This is a genomic window from Pseudosulfitobacter sp. DSM 107133, from assembly GCF_022788695.1.
GTDB lineage: Bacteria > Pseudomonadota > Alphaproteobacteria > Rhodobacterales > Rhodobacteraceae > Pseudosulfitobacter.
The window spans coordinates 178,663-199,907 of record NZ_CP085155.1 but is presented as its reverse complement, the minus strand read 5'-3'; the positions used below and the strand labels follow the sequence as shown (position 1 = coordinate 199,907).

Below are 21,245 nucleotides of genomic sequence, written 5' to 3'. Positions count from 1 at the left end.
GGTGCCCATTGCCCCTCAGGACATGATCGCCCTGCGCGACACCGTGCGTGCGGGGCAGTCGGCCCTGTGGGTCAATCCCGCCTATGTGCCCGCCCCCGATCCCGTGGCGCGCGCCGATCTGGACCAGGCCCGCGATGACTGGGCCATGCTGGCCTCGCTGTTGGCGCGGCTGTTCCCTGAATTGGAAGCCTCGGGCGGGCGCATCGCCTCGGACCTGATCGCGGCCCCTGCCGGAGCCTTTGGCGATTATGCAGGCACCCTGCTGATCAAGGGCGACCACGCCCTGCCGGTGGCCGGGTCCATCAAGGCGCGCGGCGGCCTGTTCGAGGTGTTCATGTGCGCCGTCACCCAGGCCCGCGCGGCAGGGGTGCTGGCCCCCGACGCGCCCCTCACCGATCTGGCCAACATGCGCGATTTCTTCGCGGCCCGCACGATTGCTGTGGGATCCACCGGCAATCTGGGCCTGAGCGTCGGCATCGCCGCGCGCGCGCTTGGGTATGCCTGTGTCGTGCATATGTCCAGCGACGCCAAGCCGTGGAAGGTCGAGCGCCTGCGCAAGCTGGGGGTCGAGGTGGTGCTGCACACCGCGGATTACACCACCGCCGTTGCCGCCGCGCGCGATGCCACGGCGGATGATCCCGACAGCTATTTCGTTGACGATGAATCCTCGGAACTGCTGTTTCGCGGCTACAGTGCGGCAGCGGCGGAACTGGCCGCGCAACTGGACGCGATGGGCATTGCCATCGGCCCCGACCGCCCGCTGTGCCTGTACCTGCCCTGCGGCATCGGCGGCGCGCCGGGTGGCATCGCCTATGGCGCGCGGGCGGTGTTCGGCGCCCATGCGCACAGCTTTTTCGTCGAGCCGCAGCAATCTGCCTCGGCCCTGTGCCATATGGCGTTCGATGCGCCGTCCGTCCATGATCTGGGCCTCAGCAACCGGACCGAGGCTGACGGCATGGCGGTCGCCACCCTGTCGCCGCTGGTGCGCGCGCGCATGCACGACCGTCTGGCGGGTGTCTGCACCGTGGGCGACGCGGACATGCTGCGTTGGGTCGCGGCGGGCCATGCGCACGGGCCGCGATTCGAACCATCCGCCACCGCCGGCTTTGCCGGACCGCACCATCTGATGAACAGCGCGGCCGGTGCGGCGTTTCGCACGGCTCACATGCCCCATGTCGCGCCCGAAAACATCGTCCACGTCGTCTGGGCCACCGGCGGCCTGTTCGTCCCTGACACCGCGCACCGTGACTTTCTGGAGGCTGCCGCAGCCATGCCCGCCGCCCTTGACCTGCCACAGGAGATCACCCCATGACCAACCCCGCCAGCCTTGGCGCCATCGACGCCCGCCGCCTGATCGCGCGCAAACAATTGTCGCCGGTCGAGCTGGCCGAGGCGTGCATCGCGCAGGTTGAAACGCTGGACCACGCGGTGAACGCCCTGATCGCGCGCGACTTTGACGGGATGCTGGAGGGGGCGAAAAAGGCCGAAACCGCCGTGATGTCGGGTGCGCCCTTGGGGGCGTTGCACGGCCTGCCCTTTACCGTGAAGGACATGATCGACGTGACGGGCCTGCCCACCACCTTCGGGTCCGAAGCCTTTGCCGACAACATCGCCACCGGCGACGACGCCATTGTTGCCGCCATGCGTGCCGCAGGCGGTCTGCCGATGGGCAAGACCAATACTCCGGAATGGAGTGCGGGCGGCAACACCCGCAACCGCGTCAACGGCGTGACCGCAAACCCCTACGACCTGACACGCACTTGTGCCGGATCATCGGGCGGCTCGGCAGTGGCGCTGGCCTGCGAATACGCCCCTCTGGCCACAGGATCGGACACCGGCGGCAGCTTGCGCAACCCGGCGGCCTATTGCGGCATCGTGGGCTACCGGCCCAGCCCCGGCGTGGTGCCGGGCAACACCCGCGCGGCGGGGCTGATCCCCATGCCCACCTCCGGCCCGATGGCGCGCAGCGTGGCGGATGCGGGGCTGATGCTGTCCGTGCTGGCACGGCCCGACCGCAACGACCCGTTCACCACCGTGATCGACGGACGCACACCGTGGGATGCGGCTGGCTTTGCCAACCTGCCGCGCCGCGATCTGACATCCCTGCGCATCGCGGTCACCGAAGATTACGGCTTTGCCCCCACCGAACGCCTGATCCGCAACCATTTCCGCGCGATCCTGCCCAAGCTGGCACCGTTCATGGGCGACATGACCGAAGCCACCCCCGATTGCACCGACGCCGACCGCATCTTTTCCGTCCTGCGCGGTGTGCAGTTCCTGGGTGTCCACGCAAAACTTTATGACGAAACCCCCGATCAGGTCGGCCCCAACGTCGCTGACAACGTCCGCGAAGGCCGCAGCTATTCCGCCGAAGACGTGGCACAGGCCCTGTTCGCCCAAAGCCGCTATCACCGCGACTGGCAGGCGTTCTTTGAAACGCATGACTTCATCATATCACCCGCCGTCACCCTCAGCCCCCGCCCGTGGCGCGAGCTGTACCCGAGCGAAATTGATGGCACGCCGACCAAAAGCTATTATCACTGGCTGGCGATGGCCTATGCCTCGACCATTGCGGGGCATCCGTCTATTACCATTCCCTGCGGTATGGATGCGAACGCCATGCCGTTCGGTTTGCAAATCGTGGGCCGCCGTCACGACGATCTGGGGGTGCTGGCCGTCGCCGCCGAACTGGAAGCGATCATAGCAGGCACCGATATGGCGGTGCCTGCCCCCGACTTTGCCACCCTGCGCGCCGCGCCACCGCTGTCGCAGGCGGATGAATTCCTGACCTTCAACTGAAAGAGACCACCATGAATATCCCCCTCTCGAAAACACGCCGCATCGACAACACCCTGTACCTGTCGGGCGAGCTGGGCTTTGACACCAATGGCAAGATCCCTGAAGGCATCACCGCCCAGACCGAAAACTGCATTGCCAATATCAAGGCGACGCTGGCCACCGAAGGGCTGGACCTGTCGCATGTGATCTCGGCTACCTGCTACCTGACCGATCCGGCGGATTTCGCCGATTTCAACGCGGTCTATGCCGCGGCCTTTCCCCAGCCCTATCCGGTGCGCACCACGCTGGCCGCCGCCCTGATGATCGACGCCAAGGTCGAAATCACCGTGATTGCGCAGGGCTGACACAGATGGGGGATTTCATCGTTCTGGGCGCCGGCAGCATCGGCATTGGCGCAGCATTGGCATTGCAGGCACAGGGCCATGCGGTGCGCGTGGTGGATGCGCGCGGCCCCGGCGAGGAAACCAGCCACGGCAACGCGGGCGTCATCCAGAACGAGGCCCGCGCCCCCTATGCCATGCCCCGCGATTTCGGGACGCTGATCCGCTACGGGCTGGGGCGCAGCAACGACATGCGCCTTGACCCGCTGGCCCTGCCCGGATCGGCGCAGGCGTTGCTGGCCTATTACCATCACTCGGCACCGGCCCGCCATGCCGCCATTACGCAGCACTATGCTGCCCTCATGGCGCGCGCGACAGAGGACCACGCCAGCCTGATTGCGGATTCAGGGGCCGAAGCGTTGATCCGCCGCACCGGACTGGGCGAGATTTATGACACCGCCAAAGGCTTCGACACCCGTGCGCGCCTGGCGGAAAATCAGGCCGCGGCCCACGGGCTGAAACTGCGTACGCTCGGCGGTGCAGAGCTGCGCGCCGAAGATCCGAGCCTGACCCGCGCCCCCGCCGGTGCGATCATCTGGGACGAAACCTGGAGCACATCGGACCCCGGCGCATTGATACGCGCCTATGCAAACCTGTTCACGGCACGCGGCGGCACGATCCTGCAAACCACCGTGACAACGATCACCCCAACCGCAACCGGCTGGCGGGTCGAGCGCGACGGCGGACATCTCAGCGCGGAACATCTGGTGGTGGCACTGGGACCGTGGTCGCCTGCGCTGCTGAAACAGCTGGGCTATCGCATCCCCATGGTGATGAAACGCGGCTATCACGGGCATTACGCGATGCAGGGCCAGCTGACGCGGCCCTATCTGCTGGCGGATCACGGCGTTGTTGTGTCGTCGATGGCGCAGGGTTTGCGCATCACCACCGGCGCGCATCTGGCCCGCCCCGATGCCCCGCGCAATCTGGCTCAGCTGACCCACGGTGCCGCCGCAGCGGGCGATCTGCTTGCGCTGGAGGGCGCGGTGCCTGACAGCCAGTGGCAGGGCGTGCGCCCTTGCATGCCGCGCATGTTGCCTGTTGTGGGCCGCGCCCCGCGCCACGACAAGCTGTGGTTCAACTTTGGCCACGGCCATCAGGGCCTGACCCTTGGACCAACAAGCGGCGCGCTTCTGGCCGAGATTGTCGCGGGCCGCAATGACGCGCTGACACAGGCGCTTGCCCCCTAGAGCGCCCGGCCTTAAACATGAATCACTTGTTCGCTGCCTTCGCCTGCGGCTCAACGCGAAAAGCGACATTCAATACCTCAGGTTGAAGGCCGGACGCTTTAAAACGGCAGGGGCGCGTTGTCCTTGACCTCTTTCATCACGAAAAAACTGCGGATCTGGCGCACGCCCGGCAAGGCGATCAACATCTTGCTGTGCAGGGCGTTGAAATCAGCCATATCGCGCACGCGGATTTTCAGCAGATAATCAAAATCCCCTGCCACCAGATTGCAGTCCAACACTTCGGGCATCGCCGTCACCGCCTGTTCAAAGGCGGCAAAACTTTCCGGCGTAGACCGGTCCAGCACCGCCCCCACCATCACCAACGCGCCCAGCCCGATCGACACCGGATTGATCCGCCCGCGCACATCCAGCACATGCCCCTGTTCGAACAGACGGCGGGTGCGGCGGTGACAGGTGGCCGGGCTGATGTTCACACGCTGCGCAATCTCGGCATTGGTCAGCCGCCCCTCACGCTGCAACAGGCGCAGAATCCTGCGGTCGATTCTATCAATTCCGTCGGCGGAAGATTCTTCCATAATCCTACCCAAAACCTCTCAAGACTAAACATCCTGATTGCCTGAATTCGCTAATATGAATCTTTTATGCCCGAATTAGAAAGCACATTTCATTCACCTTCCCCTAACATGCCCCACAGCCAAACCGGAAGGAAAACCATGTCCCTGCTTGAGAAATTCGAACGCTACCCGCTGACATTCGGGCGCACCGCCATCGAACACCTGCCCCGCCTGACCGAAGCCCTGGGTGGCAAGGTTGAAATCTATGCCAAGCGCGAAGACTGCAACTCGGGCCTTGCCATGGGCGGCAACAAGCTGCGCAAGCTGGAATATATCGTGCCCGACGCCATCGCCTCGGGCGCCGACACGCTGGTGTCCATCGGCGGCGTGCAGTCCAACCACACCCGCATGGTCGCCGCCACCGCCGCGAAAATCGGCATGGATTGCGTTGTGATCCAGGAGAAATGGGTGCCCCACCACGATGCCGTCTATGACCGCGTCGGCAACATCATGATGACCCGCCTGATGGGCGCGGATTCGCGTCTGGTCGATGACGGCTTTGACATCGGCATTCGCAAAAGCTGGGAAGACGCGATCAAATCCGTCGAGGACAAGGGCGGCAAGCCCTATCCCATCCCTGCCGGTGCTTCGGTGCACAAATACGGCGCGCTTGGCTATATCGGCTTTGCCGAAGAGGTGGCCGAGCAGGAGAAAGAGCTGGGCTTCAAGTTTGACTATATCGTCGTTTGCGTCGTCACCGGTTCGACACAGGCGGGCATGATCGTGGGCTTTGCCGCACAGGACCGCGCCGAAAGCGTGATTGGCATTGATGCCTCGGGCACGCCCGAACAGACCCGCGCCCAGGTGCGCAGCATCGTTGACGACACCGCCGAGCTGGTGGGTCTTGGCCGCGCCGTGCGCGACGAAGAGATCGTGATCAACGAAGACTACGCCTACCCGGCATATGGCGTGCCCTCGGACGAAACCAACGAGGCGATCCGCCTGTCGGCGCGCACAGAGGCGATGATCACCGACCCCGTCTACGAAGGCAAATCCATGCAAGGCATGATCGACCTGACGCGCAAGGGCTTCTTCCCCGAAGGGTCCAAAGTGCTCTATGCCCACCTCGGCGGTGCGCCCGCACTGAACGGCTATGCGTCGTATTACAAAGACGGCTGAGCCTGATTGATACAGATATGGGCCGCCCGTCGGGTGGCCCATAGACTGCGTTTCGGTGGCTATAGCAGCGCCTTAGAAATCCACCTCAATCGCGATCCCCTGCGCAACTGCCAGATCCACAACAGCCGCCGCCACAGCCAGATCCTGCAAGCCCACACCTGTGCCATCAAACAGCGTGATCTGGTCGTCGCTGACCCGCCCCGCGTGGGTGCCGTTGATGACCGCGCCCAACTGGTGCACGTCGCTTTCGGCAATCAGCCCCTGCGCCACCGCGTGCTGTGCCTCGCCAATCGACACCGATTGCGCGACCTCGTCGGTAAACACCGTGGCCCGCGCCAGCAGCGCCGCCTCGACCTCTTGCTTGCCCTTGGTGTCGGTGCCCATGCACGCCAGATGGCAGCCGGGTGCCACATGGTCCGCCATCAGCGACGGCGCAAACGCCGAAGTGATCGAGATAATCACATCCGCCTCGACCATGCCGGGCAGATCGACCGCCTGGAACGGCACGCCTGCCTCGTTGGCGATCTTTTCGATGTTTGGCAGCATTTCGGGGTGATAGTTCCAGCCGATCACCTTGTCGAAATCGCGCTGCTCCAGCGCCGCGCGCAGCTGGAATGTCGCCTGATGGCCCGCGCCGACCATGCCGATCACCCGCGCATCCTTGCGCGCCAGATGTTTGATTGACACCGATGATGCAGCAGCCGTGCGCAGGGCGGTCAACAGATTGCCCCCCACCATCGCGCGCGCCTTACCGGTGTCGGGATCAAACAGAAACACCGTCGACTGGTGATTGATCAGGTCGCGCTTTTCCAGATTGTTCGGCCAGTAGCCGCCCGCCTTCAGCCCCAGCGTCAGCCCCGCGCGGTCAAAGCCGCCCTTGAAACCATAGAGCGCATCTTCATGCCCGATGGCCTCGCGCACGACAGGAAAGTTATAGGCATCGCCCGCAGCCATGGCGGCAAAAACCTTTTCAACAGCATCAAAGGCAGCTGCGCGGGTCATCAGGTTGGCAATCTCGCGTTCGGGAACGATAAGCATTCGGTATCCTCTAGGGTAAGTTTTGGTGGGTGGGCCGCCGCACAACCGGCGCGGCGACCCTTGCGTGAAATCTCAGGCCACAGGCACGCGGCCCTTGGCGAACAGGTTGTAAATCAGACCACCCAGCACCGCGCCAATCACCCAGGCGTAGCCGTTGAGAAAGCCCAAAGCAGGCACCCAGACCGTCGCCACGGAAAACACCGCAGCGATGGCAAAGGCCTTGACCGCCGGATTGTTCCAGCCGTTTCCAAAGTGGTACTGGCCGCCGTCCAGATCATACAGCGCATCGCGGTCCAGCACTTCCTTGCGGTGCAGGTAATAGTCGACAATCATGATGCCAAAGATCGGTGCCAGCGTCGCGCCCAGCGTGTTGACGAAACCGCCGATGCCGAATTCGCTGATAAAGCTGGTCCAAAGCCCGCCGATCACAAAGGCAAAGCCTGATGTAATCAGACCGGCCATGCGAAAGCTGATCTTGCTGGGCGCAAGGTTGGCAATGCCGTTCACCGCCGGGATGAAATTGGCCACCAGATTGATCCCGACGGTCGCCGCAAAGAAGGTGATCGCGGCAATGACACTCAGCAGAATGCTGTCGGTGCGCTCGACAATCTCGGTCGGGTTGATAATCGCCTCGCCGTAAACCACGGCAGCACCGCCGGTGGTCAGCAGGGCCAGTGCCGAAAACAGGATCATGTTCAGCGGCAGACCCATAAGGTTGCCCTTGACCATCGACGCCTTGCTGCTGGAGTAGCGCGAGAAATCGCTAAAGTTGATCATCACGGCGGCAAAATAGGCCAGCATGGTGCCGACAATGGCGACGAACCCGTTGAATTCGGTCAGGAAGGTTGCATCGGGGTTGGCAAAGATCGTGGCCGTCGCGGACAGCAGTTCGCCATCGGATTTTTGCCACAGAACAACCACCAGCCCGATCATCACCAGATACACAAACGGCCCCGCGATGTTCAGGAAGGTTTCAACCCAGGCCATGCCACGCCAGAAAATGAAGATGTGAAAGGCCCAGACCAGCACAAAAGACACCCAGTCGATGCCGGTCAGCCCAAGGAATTCAGCACCGCCGGCCGACCCCGTCAACGAACGGATCAGCAAGGCCAGCGCGGTCGAGGCGAAATAGACCTGCACCCCGTACCAGAACACCGCCACCGTGGCGCGCAGAATGGCGGGCAGTTTGGCCCCCTGGGTGCCCAGACTGGCGCGGGCCAGAACCGGATAGGGAATGCCGTATTTTTCGCCCGGCGCGCCCGACAGGTTGACCATCCACATGGTGAACAGCCCCGCCACGATCAGGCCTGCAAAGGCCGTCCAGCCGCTCACCCCGTAAGAGATGAACAGCGACGCCACCAACGAGTAGCCGAACAGCGACTGAACGTCGTTCGCCCAGATATTGAAAATTGCGAACCAGCCCCAGGTTTTTTCGTCCGGTGTCACCGGATCAAGCGCGGCATGGGCCTCCATACCGGCGCCGGTTTTGGCGCTGGCTGCGCCCTCCTGCATCACATGTGTCATGCATTCCTCCCTTTCAGATAGTATTAAATTATTGTTTTTTAACTATCTTTTCGCGCACCTGTTTGCCACTGCCTAAGGATCGGGCATACAATACAGGCGACTTCCCGGCCCCTCCCGGGCCGGGTCCTCTGTCACGAAAAGCTTAGTAGGCCTTGCCGCGTGCCGACACCGGCCACACGACCTCGACCTTGTCGCCGCGCACGCCGACGTACCAGTCGTGCACATTGGCGGTGGGGTCACAGTGCCCCGGCACCAGCCGCAGCTTGTCGCCCACTTTCAGCACGCCGTCAGGGTCAGCGACCACGCCATGTTCATCCGAACATTTGACGTATTCAACGTCCGTGCGGCCAAAGACCACCGGCAACCCGCTGTCCACCGACTGCGCCTTCAGACCCGCGTCGACAATCGCCTTGTCGGCCTTGGCGTGGCTCATCACCTGCGTCAGGATAAAGAACGCGTTTTCCCATTCGCCCTGGTCGATGCGCTGGCCGCTGGCATCCAGAATGCGCCCGTAATCGGCATCCATGAACGCATAAGACCCGCATTGCAGTTCGTTATAAACGCCCGAATTGCTTTCAAAATAATAGCTGCCGGTGCCGCCGCCCGAAACCAGCGCGCAGGTGATCCCCTGCGCTTTCAGCCCCTCGACCGCGTCCTTGACCTGCGCAATTGCGATGTCCAGCTTGGCCTTGCGGTCCTCGTAGCTGTCCATGTGCTGCATTGCGCCCTGATAGGCCTGAATGCCGGTAAACGTCAGACCGTCCGCCGCCTCAACCGCCTTGGCAATCTCGATCACCGCATCGGTGGTGGTCACGCCGCAACGGCCCGCACCGCAGTCGATCTCGATCAGCACTTCGATCTCGGTGCCGTGCTGCACCGCCGCTGCCGACAACTCGGCCACGTTGGCCAGGTCATCCACACAGACAATCGTGCGCGCGCCGAACTTGGGCAAACGTGCCAGCCGGTCGATCTTGGCCGCGTCGCGAACCTGGTTCGACACCAGAATATCCTTGATCCCGCCACGGGCAAAGACCTCGGCCTCGGACACTTTCTGGCAGCACACGCCCACGGCCCCGCCCAGACGTTCCTGCAACTTGGCCACATCGACCGATTTGTGCATCTTGCCGTGCACGCGGTGGCGCATCCCGTGCGCGCGGGCATAATCGCCCATCTTCACGATGTTGCGTTCCAGCGCGTCCAGATCCAGCACCAGACAGGGCGTCTGGATGTCTGCGGCGTCCATGCCCGGCAGCGCCGGCACGTCATAGCCCACTTCGAGGCTGTCGAATTTAACAGGTGCATTCATGGTGTTGGCTCCTTCAATTGGACCACGGCAGGGCGTCAAGATCGACGTTCCCACCTGTGATGATGATTCCGACCCGCTTGCCAGCGAAGCGGTCCTTGTTGGCAAGAATGGTGGCCAGCGGCACCGCGCTGCTGGCTTCCATGACGATTTTCATACGCTTCCACGTCAGTTTCATCGCGCCGACAATCTGATCCTCCGAGGCGGTCAGAATGTCGCTGACGTGGTTCGACACGAAATGCCATGTCAGGTCTTTCAGCGGCACCTTCAGCCCGTCGGCGATCGTGTCGGGCGCGTCGTCGGCAATGATATGACCGGCGCGGAAACTGCGCGCGGCGTCGTCGGCCTGATCCGGCTCGGCGGCAATGATCTGCACCTCGGGGGCCAGATGTGACAGCGTCAGGCAGGTGCCCGAAATCATGCCGCCACCACCGATCGGGGCCACGACCATGTCCAACCCGCCGGTCTGTTCCATCAGCTCGCGCGAACAGGTGCCCTGTCCCGCGATCACCCGTGGGTCATTATAGGGGTGCACGAAGTCGCCCCCCGTGCGCGCCTGAACTTCGGCAAAGACCGCCTCGCGCGATGTGGTCGACGGTTCGCATTCGGTAATCATGCCGCCATAGCCGCGCACCGCGTCCTTTTTCGCCTGTGGCGCGGTGCGGGGCATCACCACATTGCACGGGATACCCCGCCGCCCGGCGGCGTAGCTCAGCGACAGTGCGTGGTTGCCCGACGAATGGGTGCACACACCAAGCTTGGCCTCGGCGTCGGACAGACCGAACACCGCATTCGACGCGCCGCGCACCTTGAACGCGCCGGCCTTCTGGAAGTTCTCGCATTTAAAGAACAGCTGCGCCCCGGTCAGTTCGTTCAGGAAAGACGACGTCAGAACCGGCGTGCGGTGGATATAGGGCGCAATCCGGTCGTGCGCCGCCAGCATGTCGTCAAAGGTCGGGATATACATTGCGTTGTCCTTCATCACGCGGCGTCCTGCTGCTGCACCGTGCGGCTGGTGCGGTAATAGTCCTGCGCTGCGGCGACGCCCGAACCCAATTTGATATCCAGCCCCAGATCGACCATGCACATTTCAGCGGTGGCCAGCCCCGACAGCATCATAACGTCGGTCAGGCTGCCCAGATGGCCGATGCGGAACACCTTGCCCGCGACCTCGCCCAGACCCACACCAAAGGCCACGCCGTATTCATCGGCCGCATGGGTCACGATGCTGGTGGCATTGAACCCCTCGGGCGTGCGGATGGCGCTGACCGTGTCGGAATAGAGATCAGGCGTGGCCGCGCACAGCTCAAGCCCCCAGGCCCCGACAGCGGCGCGCACCCCTTCGGCTATGCGGTGGTGACGGGCAAAGACATTTTCCAGCCCCTCGCCCAGCAACATCTGGCAGGCGGTGTTCAAACCGTTCAGCAGACCGACAGCAGGCGTATAGGGATAGGCGTTGTTGGCATAGCCCTTGGCCATGTCGTGCACATCAAAAAAGGTGCGCGGCAGCTTGGCGGATTTGGTCGCCTCCATCGCCTTGGCGCTGAAGCCGACGATGCCCAGACCTGCCGTCAGCATAAAGCCCTTTTGCGATCCGGTCACAGCCACATCAACGCCCCAGTCGTCAAACCGGAAGTCCATCGACCCGATGGAAGACACGCCGTCAACAAACAACAACGCAGGATGGTTCGACGCATCCAGCGCCTTGCGCACGGCAGCAATGTCCGACCGCACGCCTGTTGCGGTTTCGTTGTGCGTGGCCAGAACGGCCTTGATCTGGTGGCCCGTGTCGGCGGCCAGAATTTCGGCGTAGCGGTCGGTCGGCACGCCCTGCCCCCACGCGGTTTCAACCACCTGAACGTTCAGCCCGTGGCGCTGGCACATGTCGATCCAGCGATGCGAAAACATGCCGTTGCGCGCCGCAAGAACAGTGTCACCCGCGCTCAGCGTATTGGTCAGCGCCGTTTCCCAGCCACCGGTGCCGGTCGAGGGAAAGATGAACACCTCGGCACTTTCGCTTTTCAGCACCTTGCGCACGCCGGCGCGGGCGGGGTGCAGGATCTGGCCGAACAGGGGCGACCGGTGGTCGATTGTCGGCATGTCGCAGGCTTTGCGCAAAACTTCGGGGATGTTGGTCGGCCCCGGAATGAAAACTGGGTTCTGAAAGCTCATGTCCGTCTCCTTGATGTATCTCACCCACTCTAGGACAGGCTGTGCGCGAACCCAATTTTTTTGAAAACGTTTTTCAAAAATGCTATAAAGAGAATAATCAAGCGTTGTCAGTGGTTTGAGTTTTTCACATCGCGAAAGCGGCTTTCGCAATAATACAAAGGCATTATATGGTTTCCCAAGATAATCCCCCCTCCGAACCCCGCCGCGCCCGTGGTCGCCCCCGCGACTGGTCGGACAAGACCGCGCAAAACACCATCAAATCGCTGGACCGCGCCATGGAGGTGTTCGAGTTTCTCAGCGAACATCAGGGCAAGGCGCTGACCACGCTGGCGGCCGAAACCGACCAGTCGCCGGCGACGGTCTACCGCATCCTTGTCACGCTCGAAGGGCGCGGGCTGGTGGAATTTGACGCCGTCGAACAGCTTTGGCACATCGGCCCGCGCGCCTTTGTCATCGGTGCGCGTTTCCTGCGCCGCACCAGTCTGGTCGAGCGCGCCCGCCCGGTGATGCGGCGGCTGATGGAGCAGACGGGAGAGACGGCCAACCTTGGCATCGAACGCGGCGGGCAGGTTCTGTTCGTCAGCCAGGTCGAGACCGAGGCCACCATCCGCGCCTTCTTCCCCCCCGGCACCCTGTCGCCCATGCACGCTTCGGGCATCGGCAAGGCGCTGCTGGCGGAAATGGACGACGCGCGGTTGCAGCGGGCATTGGCGGGCAAGACGCTCACCGCCTTTACCCCGCACAGCATCACCGATCTGGACACCCTGCGCGCCGATCTGGAACAGGTCCGGGCGCGCGGCTATGCGGTGGACGCCGAAGAACGCAACATCGGCATGCGCTGCATCGCGGCACCGGTGTTCGACATTCACCAAGAGGCGGTGGCGGGGATTTCGGTCTCTGGCCCGACGAGCCGCGTGGGTCTGGAGGATATCGAACGGCTGAGCGAAGCGGTGCGGGCGGCGGCGCGGGATTTGTCAGCGACGTTGGGGGGGTAGGGTTGGAGAGCTAGTGTTGTATGACGCGAAACTTCACCTCTGGCAGGTTAGAAAGAGTTAGTATCCCATTGGCGTCTTTTTGATAGGTCCGAATACCCACCGCTTCGAGATCAAAGCCACTTTCTGGCATCAAATATGTTTCTGCCCACTCCAAAAACGGATGAGATTTCAGAGTTCTCTCCTCCACACTCCCAGGTAGGCTTAGCTCTTTTGCCAAAAAAGGAAGAAAATTTTGGATGGTATCGCAAATATTATACGATCCATAGCGGCCATTTGTCGCCAATACTTCAGTTCTCAGAAACCGGTATCCAAACCTCTGATCATATTCAAAGGCGAGGCTTGCTCGAAAGGTTACAGTTCGATCTGGGTTCCGCAGCACACCGTGCTTGCTGCTATCGACAACATCACCGAGACGTTGTCTAAGTTCTTCTGCGGTTTGATCTGCCATTAGGTCAACCCTATCTTCGCCCCTGTGACGAAGTATTGGCTCCCGAAAATGATATGCAGCAGAAGCTACCTGTTTTGCGAGGGATATTAAGTCATTGAAATTTGGCTCAACACATACATTTTGTTCAGTGCGGTTTAGGAGATTTATTGTCGGACCTAATACTTCATGGTAAAATCGTTTTTCATGCATCACTGAACTCCGCGACATTTTGCACTGCGGCAAAGTTAAGCGCTAGATGCGAATTTTTTCAATGGCCCACATTTGGCCCCAGCAACCATCACCAAACACCAACCCCACCCACCAAAGCCCGGAATCAAGGTGCGTAGCACCGCCGGGCAGCGCCCGACCGCCCCATGGGCGGGCGCTTTCTCACCGTCTTGCGATCCAAATACCTCACGCCAAAGACGTGAGATAAAGTGCCAGTTACAAGGGTGGCGATGCCCACCCCGGTCAGGCGCCGCCCTTATGTCGCGAGACCCTAAAACGTCCGCCGCAAATTCATATGCCGGTTCACGTCCTTATACAGCAGATACCGGAACCGCCCCGGTCCACCCGCGTAACAGGCCTGCGGGCAGAACGCGCGCAGCCACATGTAATCGCCGGCCTCAACCTCGACCCAGTCCTGGTTCAGCCGGTAAACCGCTTTCCCTTCAAGCACATAGAGCCCATGCTCCATCACATGCGTCTCGGCAAAGGGGATCACCGCCCCCGGCTCGAAGGTCACAACGGTCACATGCATGTCGTGGCGCAAATCTCTGGGGTCGACAAAGCGCGTGGTCGCCCATTTGCCATCCGTCTCCGGCATCACCGTGGGTGCAATATCCGCCTCGTTGGTCACGATCACCTCGGGCATCGGCAGCCCCTCGACCGCCTCATAGGCCTTGCGCACCCAATGAAACCGCAGCATCGCGTCGCTTTCGTTGTGCAGGGTCCAGCCGGAGCTCGGCGGCAGGAACGCATAGCCACCGGGCACCATCTTGTGCACTTCGCCATTCACCCGCAGGGTCGCGGTGCCCTCGACGATGAACAACACGCCCTCGGCGCCGTCGTCACTCTCGGGCTTGTCCGACCCGCCACCGGGGGCGACTTCCATGATGTATTGCGAAAACGTCTCGGCAAAACCGCTGAGGGGGCGCGACAGAACCCACAGGCGGGTGCCCTCCCAGAATGGCAAAAAGCTGGTGACGATGTCGCGCATCGTGCCCTTGGGGATCACCGCATAGGCATCGGTGAACATCGCCCGGTCGGTCAGCAATTGCTCTTGTCCCGGATGCCCGCCCGTGGGGGCATAATATTTTGCTGACATGGGTATCTCCTGCAAGGATTTGAAATCTGGATCAATATGGGCGCGAACAGCCCCCCCGACCAGACGGAAATGCGCAACAGCACCTTTCGGTTTGATTTGATAATCGGTGCCCTGTTATCGGCTTTTGAACTAAATGGCCGCCTCAAGCACCGGCGCAGTCTGCGCCCCCTTGCTGGCCCGCCCCGCAACATAGACCTGCGCGACTGCGCGGTCATCGCCCAGCATCTGCAGGATGAACAGCTCGTCCGACAGGCTGCCCGCACGGTCCATCCGCAGGTCCATCGCAGGTGTGGCGCGCGCGTCCAGCACCACGACATCGGCTTCGGTGCCAGCCTCCAGCGTGCCGATCCTGTCCTCCATCCCCAGCGTCACCGCATTGCCCCGCGTGATCCAGTGGAACGCGCGCAAGGGGTGCAGCGACTGGCCCTGCAATTGCAGCACCTTGTAGCCTTCGTTCAGGGTTTGCAGCATGGAATAGCTGGTGCCCGCCCCCACATCCGTGGCAATCGCGTTGCCGATCCCGCGCCCGCGCAGGCCCGCGTCATCGAACAGCCCGCTGCCCAGAAACAGGTTCGACGTGGGGCAAAACACCGGACGGCTTCCCGTCTGGGCCAGCGCGTCAATCTCGCGCGGGGTCAGGTGGATGGCATGGCCCAGCAACGCCTTGGGGCCAAGCAAACCATAAGACTGATACACATCCAGATAATCCCGCGCCTGCGGGTACAGCTCGCGGGTAAGGGCAATCTCGGCGTGGTTCTCCGACAGATGCGTCTGCACATAACAATCGGGGTATTCCGCCACCAGCGCCTGCGCCATCTCCATCTGCGCGGGGGTCGAGGTGATGGCAAAGCGCGGCGTGATCGCATAGGACGCCCGCCCCTTGCCGTGCCAGTCGCGGATCAACGCCTGTGTATCGTCATAGCCTGATTGCGGCGTGTCCATCAGCGCGTCGGGGGCGTTGCGGTCCATCATCACCTTGCCGCCGATCATCCGCATGTCGCGCCGCGCGGCCTCGGCAAAGAACGCGTCCGCAGATGTCTTGTGCACCGAACAATAGGCCACCGCCGTCGTCGTGCCATGCCCCAGCAACAGGTCGTAGAACCTGCCCGCCATCGCAGCACTATGTTCGGGGCTGGCGAAACGGGTCTCCTCGGGGAACGTATAGCTGTTCAACCAGTCCAGCAGCTGCGCCCCCCAGGATGCAATCACCTGCACCTGCGGGAAATGGATATGCGTGTCGATGAACCCCGCCATCAGCAGATGCGGGCGGTGGTCGATCACCTGCGGCTGCACCGCCTGGGCCGCGACGGATGCATAATCGCCCGAGGCGACGATCATGCCCCCCTCGATCAGCACCGCGCCATCCTCGCAATAGCGATAGGCGCCGGTGTCTTCCGGCCCTGTCGGTTCGGCGGAAAAGTTCAGCGTGCGGCCACGCAACAGGGTTTGGCTGGCTGTCATTTGGAAACGTCCATATTTGATAGATTGGACACAGGGCGCGGTGTGCGCCCTGTGCGTTTTACGGGTTATTCCCCTGGGGTAACCTGCGGTGCGTCACCTGCCAGCGGCTGGTTTTCCACCAGATCGTCGCGGTGGAAAATCGGATAGATATACAGGAACGCCGCCGCGATCAGATAGCCCACGGCAACCCCGCTGAAGGCGGGCCAGTGCAGGCTGGCCGAATGGATGATCCCCACCAGCGACATGCCGAATGCCGCCAGCGCAAAGCCACCCGCATTGCGGAAATTACCGTCGATCACGCTGGCCACGATGGCACCCCAGATCAATCCGGTCAGGATCGCCCCCTGGCTCAGGGCAAGGTGGCCTTCAAAATGCGCACCTTGTTGCAGCAGGGCGGCGGTCAGCGCCGGATCACCCAGTTGCGGCAACGCCTGCGCCCCGACAGCGGCCAGCGCGCCCATCATCGCACCCCATTTGATCATCAGGAACGCCGAGATATGCGGCATCATCGCAATGGTGACAGCCGCCATATGCTCGGTCTTGACCGAATGGGCTGTGTTGGTGATCAGGCTCAGCGCGACAAACACCAGCACGGGTGCGGCGGCGGCCACGGGGATCAGGTTGTTCAGAAAGGCCAGCAGACCAAAGAACACGGCAAAGGGAATGACCAGCCCGACCCCGATGATATAGCCCGAATGCGCGCCCATGCGTTTGTACGCCGGATGTCCGATATAGGCCGTCGTCGGAAAGGGCGAGCCGAACAGCGCGCCCACCATCGTGCCCACCCCGTCGGTCACCTGACAGGTCGCCACCGGATAGGTATCCCCCGCCGCCTCGGCGCTTTCGACGTTGTTCATGGTTTCGATGAAGTTGTAGATCTGCACCGGCACCAGAACCAGAAACAGTTCTGGGTTGGCAAACAGGTGCTGGATGCCGGCAATCAGGTCTCCGAAATAGGGCAGCGGCGGATAGAACGCGACGCCTTCCAGGCTGACGCTGGCCTTGCCCGTGCCCAATGCCACAACCGTGCCGACAATCAGTGCCAGCAGACCGGCGGGAATGTTGAACGGCAGGCGGAACCGCCCCACCAGCCCCCACAGGATGATGATCATCGAGGCAAAGCCGACATAGGGGTCTTCGAACACCGTGGCCAAGGGCACCGTGCCGATGAACACCAGCGCGATGCCGCACAGGGTGCCCAGCATGCCCGCGCGCGGTGTCACACGTTTCAGCAGCGGGCCAACGATGGCCCCCATCGCCGCAACAATGCCGCCCATGAACCCCGCGCCGATGCCCACCTGCCAGGCCAGCAACGGGTCATTCGTGGCCCAGTAAATCGGCCCTATAACGCCAAACAGATACACAAACATCACCGGCGTCGAAATGCCGTAAGGCAGTGCGGTGAAATCACGCCCCGCCCGCGTGGCGGCACGTTTGGCCAGCCAAGTATAGACCGCAACCCCCGCCATGATCGCCACCGCCGCGCCGGGCAGGATGCGCCCGAACACGATGGCCGCGGGCATATCGAACACGAACTGGCACACCCCCGCCAGCACGATCAGGTTGATCAGGTTGTCGGTGAACAACGCCCAGAATGCGCTGAAATCACTGCGCGCAAACAGTCTGTAGTTATACGTTTTGCCGTCCATGACGGTCTCTCCTCCACTGCGACCGGACCCCTTTCCGCCTGATGTCAGGCGGTCCTCCCTGTCCGGTCTGATTGTGCGCCTGTTGCAGGCACATTGTGTTCCCCTGTCGGGGCAGTCGCGGCAGTTTCAGAGGTCAATTCAGCCATCACTTCTGCAACCACAAAGGCCGCAATGACGCTGGGCCGCTTGTCGCGGCTGCCGCTTGCCCCGATGGGGCAATTCAAATCTGTAATGCTCTGGCCGTCGCAGTGATCGCGCAGCCAGTTGCGGAATTTCACCCGTTTGGTGGCCGACCCAATCATGCCCACATAGGCCGCATCGCCCCGTTCCAGCGCCGCCGATGTCAGCAGGAAATCCAGCCCGTGATCGTGGGTCAGCACGACAAAGGCGCTGCCCGCAGGGGCGGTCGCAATCTCGACCTCGGGGATCATGCTGAACCGCATGTCCACAGCCGCACGGCACTGCGCCAGTTCCTCGGGGCGGGTGTCGACCAGCACGCAGTTCACCGGCAGGTGCTGCAACTGGTCCGCCAGCGCCCGGCCCACATGCCCCGCGCCCATGACATAGACAGACGGCAAAGCCGCCTGCGCCTGTTGCGCCTTTTTCAGCGCCGCGCGCCGGTCCCCCTGCCGCATCCGCACCAGCGACAGCTCGACCCGCCCGCCGCAGCACTGGCCGATCTCCGGCCCCAGCGGCACGTCCATGACTGCGTTCAATGCACCGTCTGTCAGCATGGCGCGGGCGCGTTCAATCGCCATATGCTCCAGCTGCCCGCCACCGATGGTGCCGCACAGCGCGTGCGGGGCCACGAACATATCCGTGCCTTCGTTGCGCGGCGACGATCCGCGCACGCGGGTCAGCGTCACGCAGATCACCGATGCATGGGCCGACAGGAAATCAGCAAGCGCGCTCATGGCGTCACGCCCCTGCCCGCAACCGCGCCACCGCCATCAGCACCCGTTCGGGCGTGGCAGGCGCATCCAGACGCGGGCAGACGGTGTAATCGGCCACCGAAGCCACCGCCATCGACAGCGCCTCGAACACCGAAATGCCCAGCATGAAGGGCGGCTCGCCCACGGCCTTGGACCGTTTGATCGTCAGTTCACGATTCTTGGACCAGTCGGCCAGATTGACGTTGAAGACGCGCGGCCGGTCGCTGGCCAGCGGGATCTTATAGGTCGACGGCGCATGGGTGCGCAGCGCGCCCTTGTCGTCCCACCACAATTCCTCAGTGGTCAGCCAGCCCATGCCTTGAATGAACGCGCCCTCGACCTGTCCCTTGTCCAGAACGGGGTTCAGCGACCGGCCCACATCATGCAGGATGTCGGTCCGCGTGACGCGGTATTCGCCGGTCAGTGTGTCAATCGTCACCTCGGAACAGGCCGCACCATAGGCGTAATAATAGAACGGACGCCCCTTGCCGCTGGCACGGTCCCAATGGATGTCGGGCGTTTTGTAGAAGCCTGCCGCCGAAAGCTGCACGCGCGCCATATAGGCCTGTTTGATGAAACTGTCGAAGGGCAGCGTGTCGTCGCCAATCTGTACAAGATTGGGCCGAAACCGTACATCCTCGGGGGCCACGCCCCATGTCTCGGCGGCAAAGGCCACCAGCCGCGCCTTGATCTGCTCGACCGCATTCAGCGCCGCCATCCCGTTCAGGTCCGACCCCGACGACGCCGCCGTGGCGGATGTGTTCGGCACCTTTTCGGTCGTGGTCCTGGTGATCTTGATGCGGTCGAAATCCACCTGGAACGCATCGGCCACAACCTGCGCCACCTTGGTGTTCAGCCCCTGTCCCATCTCGGTCCCGCCGTGGTTCAGCGCGATGGAGCCGTCAGAGTAAACATGCACCAGCGCACCGGCCTGATTGTAGTGGGTGGCAGTGAACGAGATGCCGAATTTGACCGGCGTCAGGGCGATGCCCTTTTTCAGGATTTTAGACCCTGCATTGAACTCAACAATCTCGGCACGCCGCTGGCGATAGGCGGCGGTTTCCTCCAGCTCGTCTACCAGCCGGCCGATGATATTGTCCTGCACCTGCTGGTGGTACGGCGTCAGATCCCGCCCCGCATCGCCATAGAAATTGACCTTGCGCACGTCCAGCGGATCGCGGCCCGTGGCATATGCAATCTCTTCGATCATCCGTTCGGCAGCGACCACACCCTGCGGCCCGCCAAAGCCGCGAAAGGCCGTGTTCGAGACTGTATTCGTCTTCATCGGACGGCTGGTCAGCCGCACATGCGGGTAGAAATAGGCGTTGTCGGCGTGAAACAGCGCGCGGTCGGTCACCGGCCCGGACAGGTCCGACGAATACCCGCAGCGCGCGGCGAAACAGCTTTCGACCGCCTGAATGCGCCCGTCGTCGTCAAAGCCCACATCGTAATCCACCACGAAATCATGGCGCTTGCCGGTCGCGGTCATGTCCTGATCGCGGTCGGGGCGGATTTTTACCGCGCGGTTCCATTTCTTTGCGGCCATAGCGGCGACCACGCAAAACAGGTTCATCTGGCTTTCCTTGCCGCCAAAACCGCCGCCCATGCGCCGCACGTTCACCGTGACCGCATTGGACGGTACGCCCAGCACATGCGCCACCATATGCTGCGCTTCCGACGGGTGCTGGGTGCTGCAATGCACCACCACGTCGTCATCCTCGCCCGGAATGGCAAAGGCGATCTGCCCCTCCAGATACATATGATCCTGCCCGCCGATGGCGATGCGCCCCTGCAAGCGGTTGGGCGCGGCGGCAAAGCCGTCATCGACCGTGCCCCGCTCCAGCTTCAAGGGGGCTGTGACATGGGGGTATCCGGCATCCTGCGCCGCAATCGGGTCCAGCGCGTGGGGCAGAACGGTGCAATCCACCTGCGCCAGCTCTGCCGCGCGGCGGGCGGCATCGCGGGTTTCTGCGATCACGGCAAACAGCGGCTGGCCGTGGAATTCGATCCTGTCGGTGGGGAAAACCGGCTCGTCGTTCAATCCCGTGGGGCTGATGTCATTGCATCCCGGCACATCGGCGGCGGTCAGCACGCCGACCACGCCGGGGGCGGAACGCACGGCGCTCAGGTCCAGCGCGTTCAGCGTGGCGTGGGCCACGTTCGACACACCAAGATAGGCGTGCAATGTGCCCTGTGGTTGCGGAATGTCGTCGGTGTAATCCGCCGTGCCGGTCACATGTTTGATGGCGCTGTCGTGAATACGGTCGGTGTGGACCGCGCCACGGATCGAAACTTCGTCTTTCATCGCAATACCC

The 21,245-nt window shown here is 62.6% G+C and carries 18 protein-coding genes; 6 read left to right on the top strand and 12 right to left on the bottom strand.

The features are described 5' to 3' along the window. The first annotated feature begins 1 nt into the window (after nt 1). From DSM107133_RS18775 to DSM107133_RS18760, 4 genes are read left to right on the top strand one after another with little or no spacing between them, the layout of a single operon-like run. Nucleotides 2-1,312 (top strand): D-serine ammonia-lyase, encoded by a 1,311-nt coding sequence (locus DSM107133_RS18775; protein WP_240310619.1) that lies wholly within the window; start codon nt 2-4, stop codon nt 1,310-1,312. Beyond that, nucleotides 1,309-2,799: an amidase gene (locus DSM107133_RS18770; protein WP_114294741.1), complete on the top strand. Its 1,491-nt coding sequence runs from the start codon at nt 1,309-1,311 to the stop codon at nt 2,797-2,799. The genes DSM107133_RS18775 and DSM107133_RS18770 overlap by 4 nt, the downstream gene beginning before the upstream one ends. Before the next feature lie 11 nt (nt 2,800-2,810). Next, nucleotides 2,811-3,143 (top strand): RidA family protein, encoded by a 333-nt coding sequence (locus tag DSM107133_RS18765; RefSeq protein ID WP_114294740.1) that lies wholly within the window; start codon nt 2,811-2,813, stop codon nt 3,141-3,143. A gap of 5 nt (nt 3,144-3,148) precedes the next feature. Beyond that, a complete protein-coding gene (locus tag DSM107133_RS18760; RefSeq protein WP_114294739.1) occupies nt 3,149-4,369 on the top strand; it encodes an FAD-dependent oxidoreductase in 1,221 nt (406 codons plus the stop codon). A 98-nt stretch (nt 4,370-4,467) separates the two neighbouring features. Here DSM107133_RS18760 and DSM107133_RS18755 read toward each other — a convergent pair whose 3' ends face one another. Further along, the gene (locus DSM107133_RS18755) at nt 4,468-4,944 is read right to left on the bottom strand and encodes an Lrp/AsnC ligand binding domain-containing protein (protein WP_114294738.1); all 477 of its coding nucleotides are present in this window, start codon (nt 4,942-4,944) and stop codon (nt 4,468-4,470) included. Between the two features lie 138 nt (nt 4,945-5,082). Here DSM107133_RS18755 and DSM107133_RS18750 point away from each other — a divergent pair, with 138 nt between their 5' ends. Next, on the top strand, nt 5,083-6,102 hold the full coding sequence (locus DSM107133_RS18750) for a 1-aminocyclopropane-1-carboxylate deaminase (protein ID WP_114294737.1): 1,020 nt from the start codon (nt 5,083-5,085) through the stop codon (nt 6,100-6,102). 72 nt (nt 6,103-6,174) lie between these two features. On the opposite strand, the gene bhcD is transcribed toward DSM107133_RS18750, so the two are convergent. The 5 genes from bhcD to bhcA form a co-directional block, all read right to left on the bottom strand. Continuing rightward, nucleotides 6,175-7,140: an iminosuccinate reductase BhcD gene (gene bhcD / locus DSM107133_RS18745; RefSeq protein WP_114294736.1), complete on the bottom strand. Its 966-nt coding sequence runs from the start codon at nt 7,138-7,140 to the stop codon at nt 6,175-6,177. A 72-nt stretch (nt 7,141-7,212) separates the two neighbouring features. Beyond that, nucleotides 7,213-8,613, bottom strand: a complete 1,401-nt coding sequence (locus DSM107133_RS18740; protein WP_114294805.1) for an NCS1 family nucleobase:cation symporter-1 — start codon at nt 8,611-8,613, stop codon at nt 7,213-7,215. 193 nt (nt 8,614-8,806) lie between these two features. Continuing rightward, nucleotides 8,807-9,970 (bottom strand): 3-hydroxy-D-aspartate aldolase BhcC, encoded by a 1,164-nt coding sequence (gene bhcC / locus DSM107133_RS18735; RefSeq protein WP_114294735.1) that lies wholly within the window; start codon nt 9,968-9,970, stop codon nt 8,807-8,809. 13 nt (nt 9,971-9,983) lie between these two features. Continuing rightward, nucleotides 9,984-10,949, bottom strand: coding sequence for a beta-hydroxyaspartate dehydratase BhcB (bhcB, locus tag DSM107133_RS18730; protein WP_114294734.1), 966 nt, complete (start codon nt 10,947-10,949; stop codon nt 9,984-9,986). Further along, on the bottom strand, nt 10,949-12,139 hold the full coding sequence (gene bhcA, locus DSM107133_RS18725) for an L-aspartate--glyoxylate aminotransferase BhcA (protein WP_114294733.1): 1,191 nt from the start codon (nt 12,137-12,139) through the stop codon (nt 10,949-10,951). Before bhcA ends, bhcB begins: the two co-directional genes overlap by 1 nt. A gap of 167 nt (nt 12,140-12,306) precedes the next feature. Here bhcA and bhcR point away from each other — a divergent pair, with 167 nt between their 5' ends. Next, nucleotides 12,307-13,134 carry an HTH-type transcriptional regulator BhcR gene (gene bhcR / locus DSM107133_RS18720; RefSeq protein ID WP_114294732.1) on the top strand — a complete coding sequence of 276 codons (828 nt, stop codon included), beginning with the start codon at nt 12,307-12,309 and terminating at the stop codon, nt 13,132-13,134. Nucleotides 13,135-13,144: 10 nt separating this feature from the next. On the opposite strand, the gene DSM107133_RS18715 is transcribed toward bhcR, so the two are convergent. The 6 genes from DSM107133_RS18715 to xdhB form a co-directional block, all read right to left on the bottom strand. Further along, the gene (locus DSM107133_RS18715; protein WP_162792111.1) at nt 13,145-13,771 is read right to left on the bottom strand and encodes a hypothetical protein; all 627 of its coding nucleotides are present in this window, start codon (nt 13,769-13,771) and stop codon (nt 13,145-13,147) included. 289 nt (nt 13,772-14,060) lie between these two features. Continuing rightward, nucleotides 14,061-14,888, bottom strand: a complete 828-nt coding sequence (locus DSM107133_RS18710; protein ID WP_114294730.1) for a bifunctional allantoicase/(S)-ureidoglycine aminohydrolase — start codon at nt 14,886-14,888, stop codon at nt 14,061-14,063. A 129-nt stretch (nt 14,889-15,017) separates the two neighbouring features. Next, the gene (gene guaD, locus DSM107133_RS18705; RefSeq protein ID WP_114294729.1) at nt 15,018-16,349 is read right to left on the bottom strand and encodes a guanine deaminase; all 1,332 of its coding nucleotides are present in this window, start codon (nt 16,347-16,349) and stop codon (nt 15,018-15,020) included. Nucleotides 16,350-16,414: 65 nt separating this feature from the next. Further along, on the bottom strand, nt 16,415-17,998 hold the full coding sequence (locus tag DSM107133_RS18700; protein ID WP_114294728.1) for a xanthine/uracil/vitamin C permease: 1,584 nt from the start codon (nt 17,996-17,998) through the stop codon (nt 16,415-16,417). 44 nt (nt 17,999-18,042) lie between these two features. Continuing rightward, nucleotides 18,043-18,912, bottom strand: coding sequence for a xanthine dehydrogenase accessory protein XdhC (gene xdhC, locus DSM107133_RS18695; protein ID WP_114294727.1), 870 nt, complete (start codon nt 18,910-18,912; stop codon nt 18,043-18,045). Nucleotides 18,913-18,916: 4 nt separating this feature from the next. Next, nucleotides 18,917-21,235 carry a xanthine dehydrogenase molybdopterin binding subunit gene (gene xdhB, locus DSM107133_RS18690; RefSeq protein WP_114294726.1) on the bottom strand — a complete coding sequence of 773 codons (2,319 nt, stop codon included), beginning with the start codon at nt 21,233-21,235 and terminating at the stop codon, nt 18,917-18,919. Nucleotides 21,236-21,245 lie beyond the last annotated feature (10 nt).

Bases quoted from the DNA above. Each gene is read 5' to 3' on its own strand.
- xdhC (WP_114294727.1), bottom strand. From the start codon at position 18,912: ATGAGCGCGCTTGCTGATTTCCTGTCGGCCCATGCATCGGTGATCTGC.
- DSM107133_RS18740 (WP_114294805.1), bottom strand. From the start codon at position 8,613: ATGGAGGCCCATGCCGCGCTTGATCCGGTGACACCGGACGAAAAAACC.
- bhcD (WP_114294736.1), bottom strand. From the start codon at position 7,140: ATGCTTATCGTTCCCGAACGCGAGATTGCCAACCTGATGACCCGCGCA.
- xdhB (WP_114294726.1), bottom strand. From the start codon at position 21,235: ATGAAAGACGAAGTTTCGATCCGTGGCGCGGTCCACACCGACCGTATT.
- bhcB (WP_114294734.1), bottom strand. From the start codon at position 10,949: ATGAAGGACAACGCAATGTATATCCCGACCTTTGACGACATGCTGGCG.
- bhcR (WP_114294732.1), top strand. From the start codon at position 12,307: ATGGTTTCCCAAGATAATCCCCCCTCCGAACCCCGCCGCGCCCGTGGT.
- bhcA (WP_114294733.1), bottom strand. From the start codon at position 12,139: ATGAGCTTTCAGAACCCAGTTTTCATTCCGGGGCCGACCAACATCCCC.
- DSM107133_RS18755 (WP_114294738.1), bottom strand. From the start codon at position 4,944: ATGGAAGAATCTTCCGCCGACGGAATTGATAGAATCGACCGCAGGATT.
- bhcC (WP_114294735.1), bottom strand. From the start codon at position 9,970: ATGAATGCACCTGTTAAATTCGACAGCCTCGAAGTGGGCTATGACGTG.
- DSM107133_RS18760 (WP_114294739.1), top strand. From the start codon at position 3,149: ATGGGGGATTTCATCGTTCTGGGCGCCGGCAGCATCGGCATTGGCGCA.
- DSM107133_RS18770 (WP_114294741.1), top strand. From the start codon at position 1,309: ATGACCAACCCCGCCAGCCTTGGCGCCATCGACGCCCGCCGCCTGATC.
- DSM107133_RS18765 (WP_114294740.1), top strand. From the start codon at position 2,811: ATGAATATCCCCCTCTCGAAAACACGCCGCATCGACAACACCCTGTAC.
- DSM107133_RS18750 (WP_114294737.1), top strand. From the start codon at position 5,083: ATGTCCCTGCTTGAGAAATTCGAACGCTACCCGCTGACATTCGGGCGC.
- DSM107133_RS18710 (WP_114294730.1), bottom strand. From the start codon at position 14,888: ATGTCAGCAAAATATTATGCCCCCACGGGCGGGCATCCGGGACAAGAG.
- guaD (WP_114294729.1), bottom strand. From the start codon at position 16,349: ATGACAGCCAGCCAAACCCTGTTGCGTGGCCGCACGCTGAACTTTTCC.
- DSM107133_RS18700 (WP_114294728.1), bottom strand. From the start codon at position 17,998: ATGGACGGCAAAACGTATAACTACAGACTGTTTGCGCGCAGTGATTTC.
- DSM107133_RS18715 (WP_162792111.1), bottom strand. From the start codon at position 13,771: ATGCATGAAAAACGATTTTACCATGAAGTATTAGGTCCGACAATAAAT.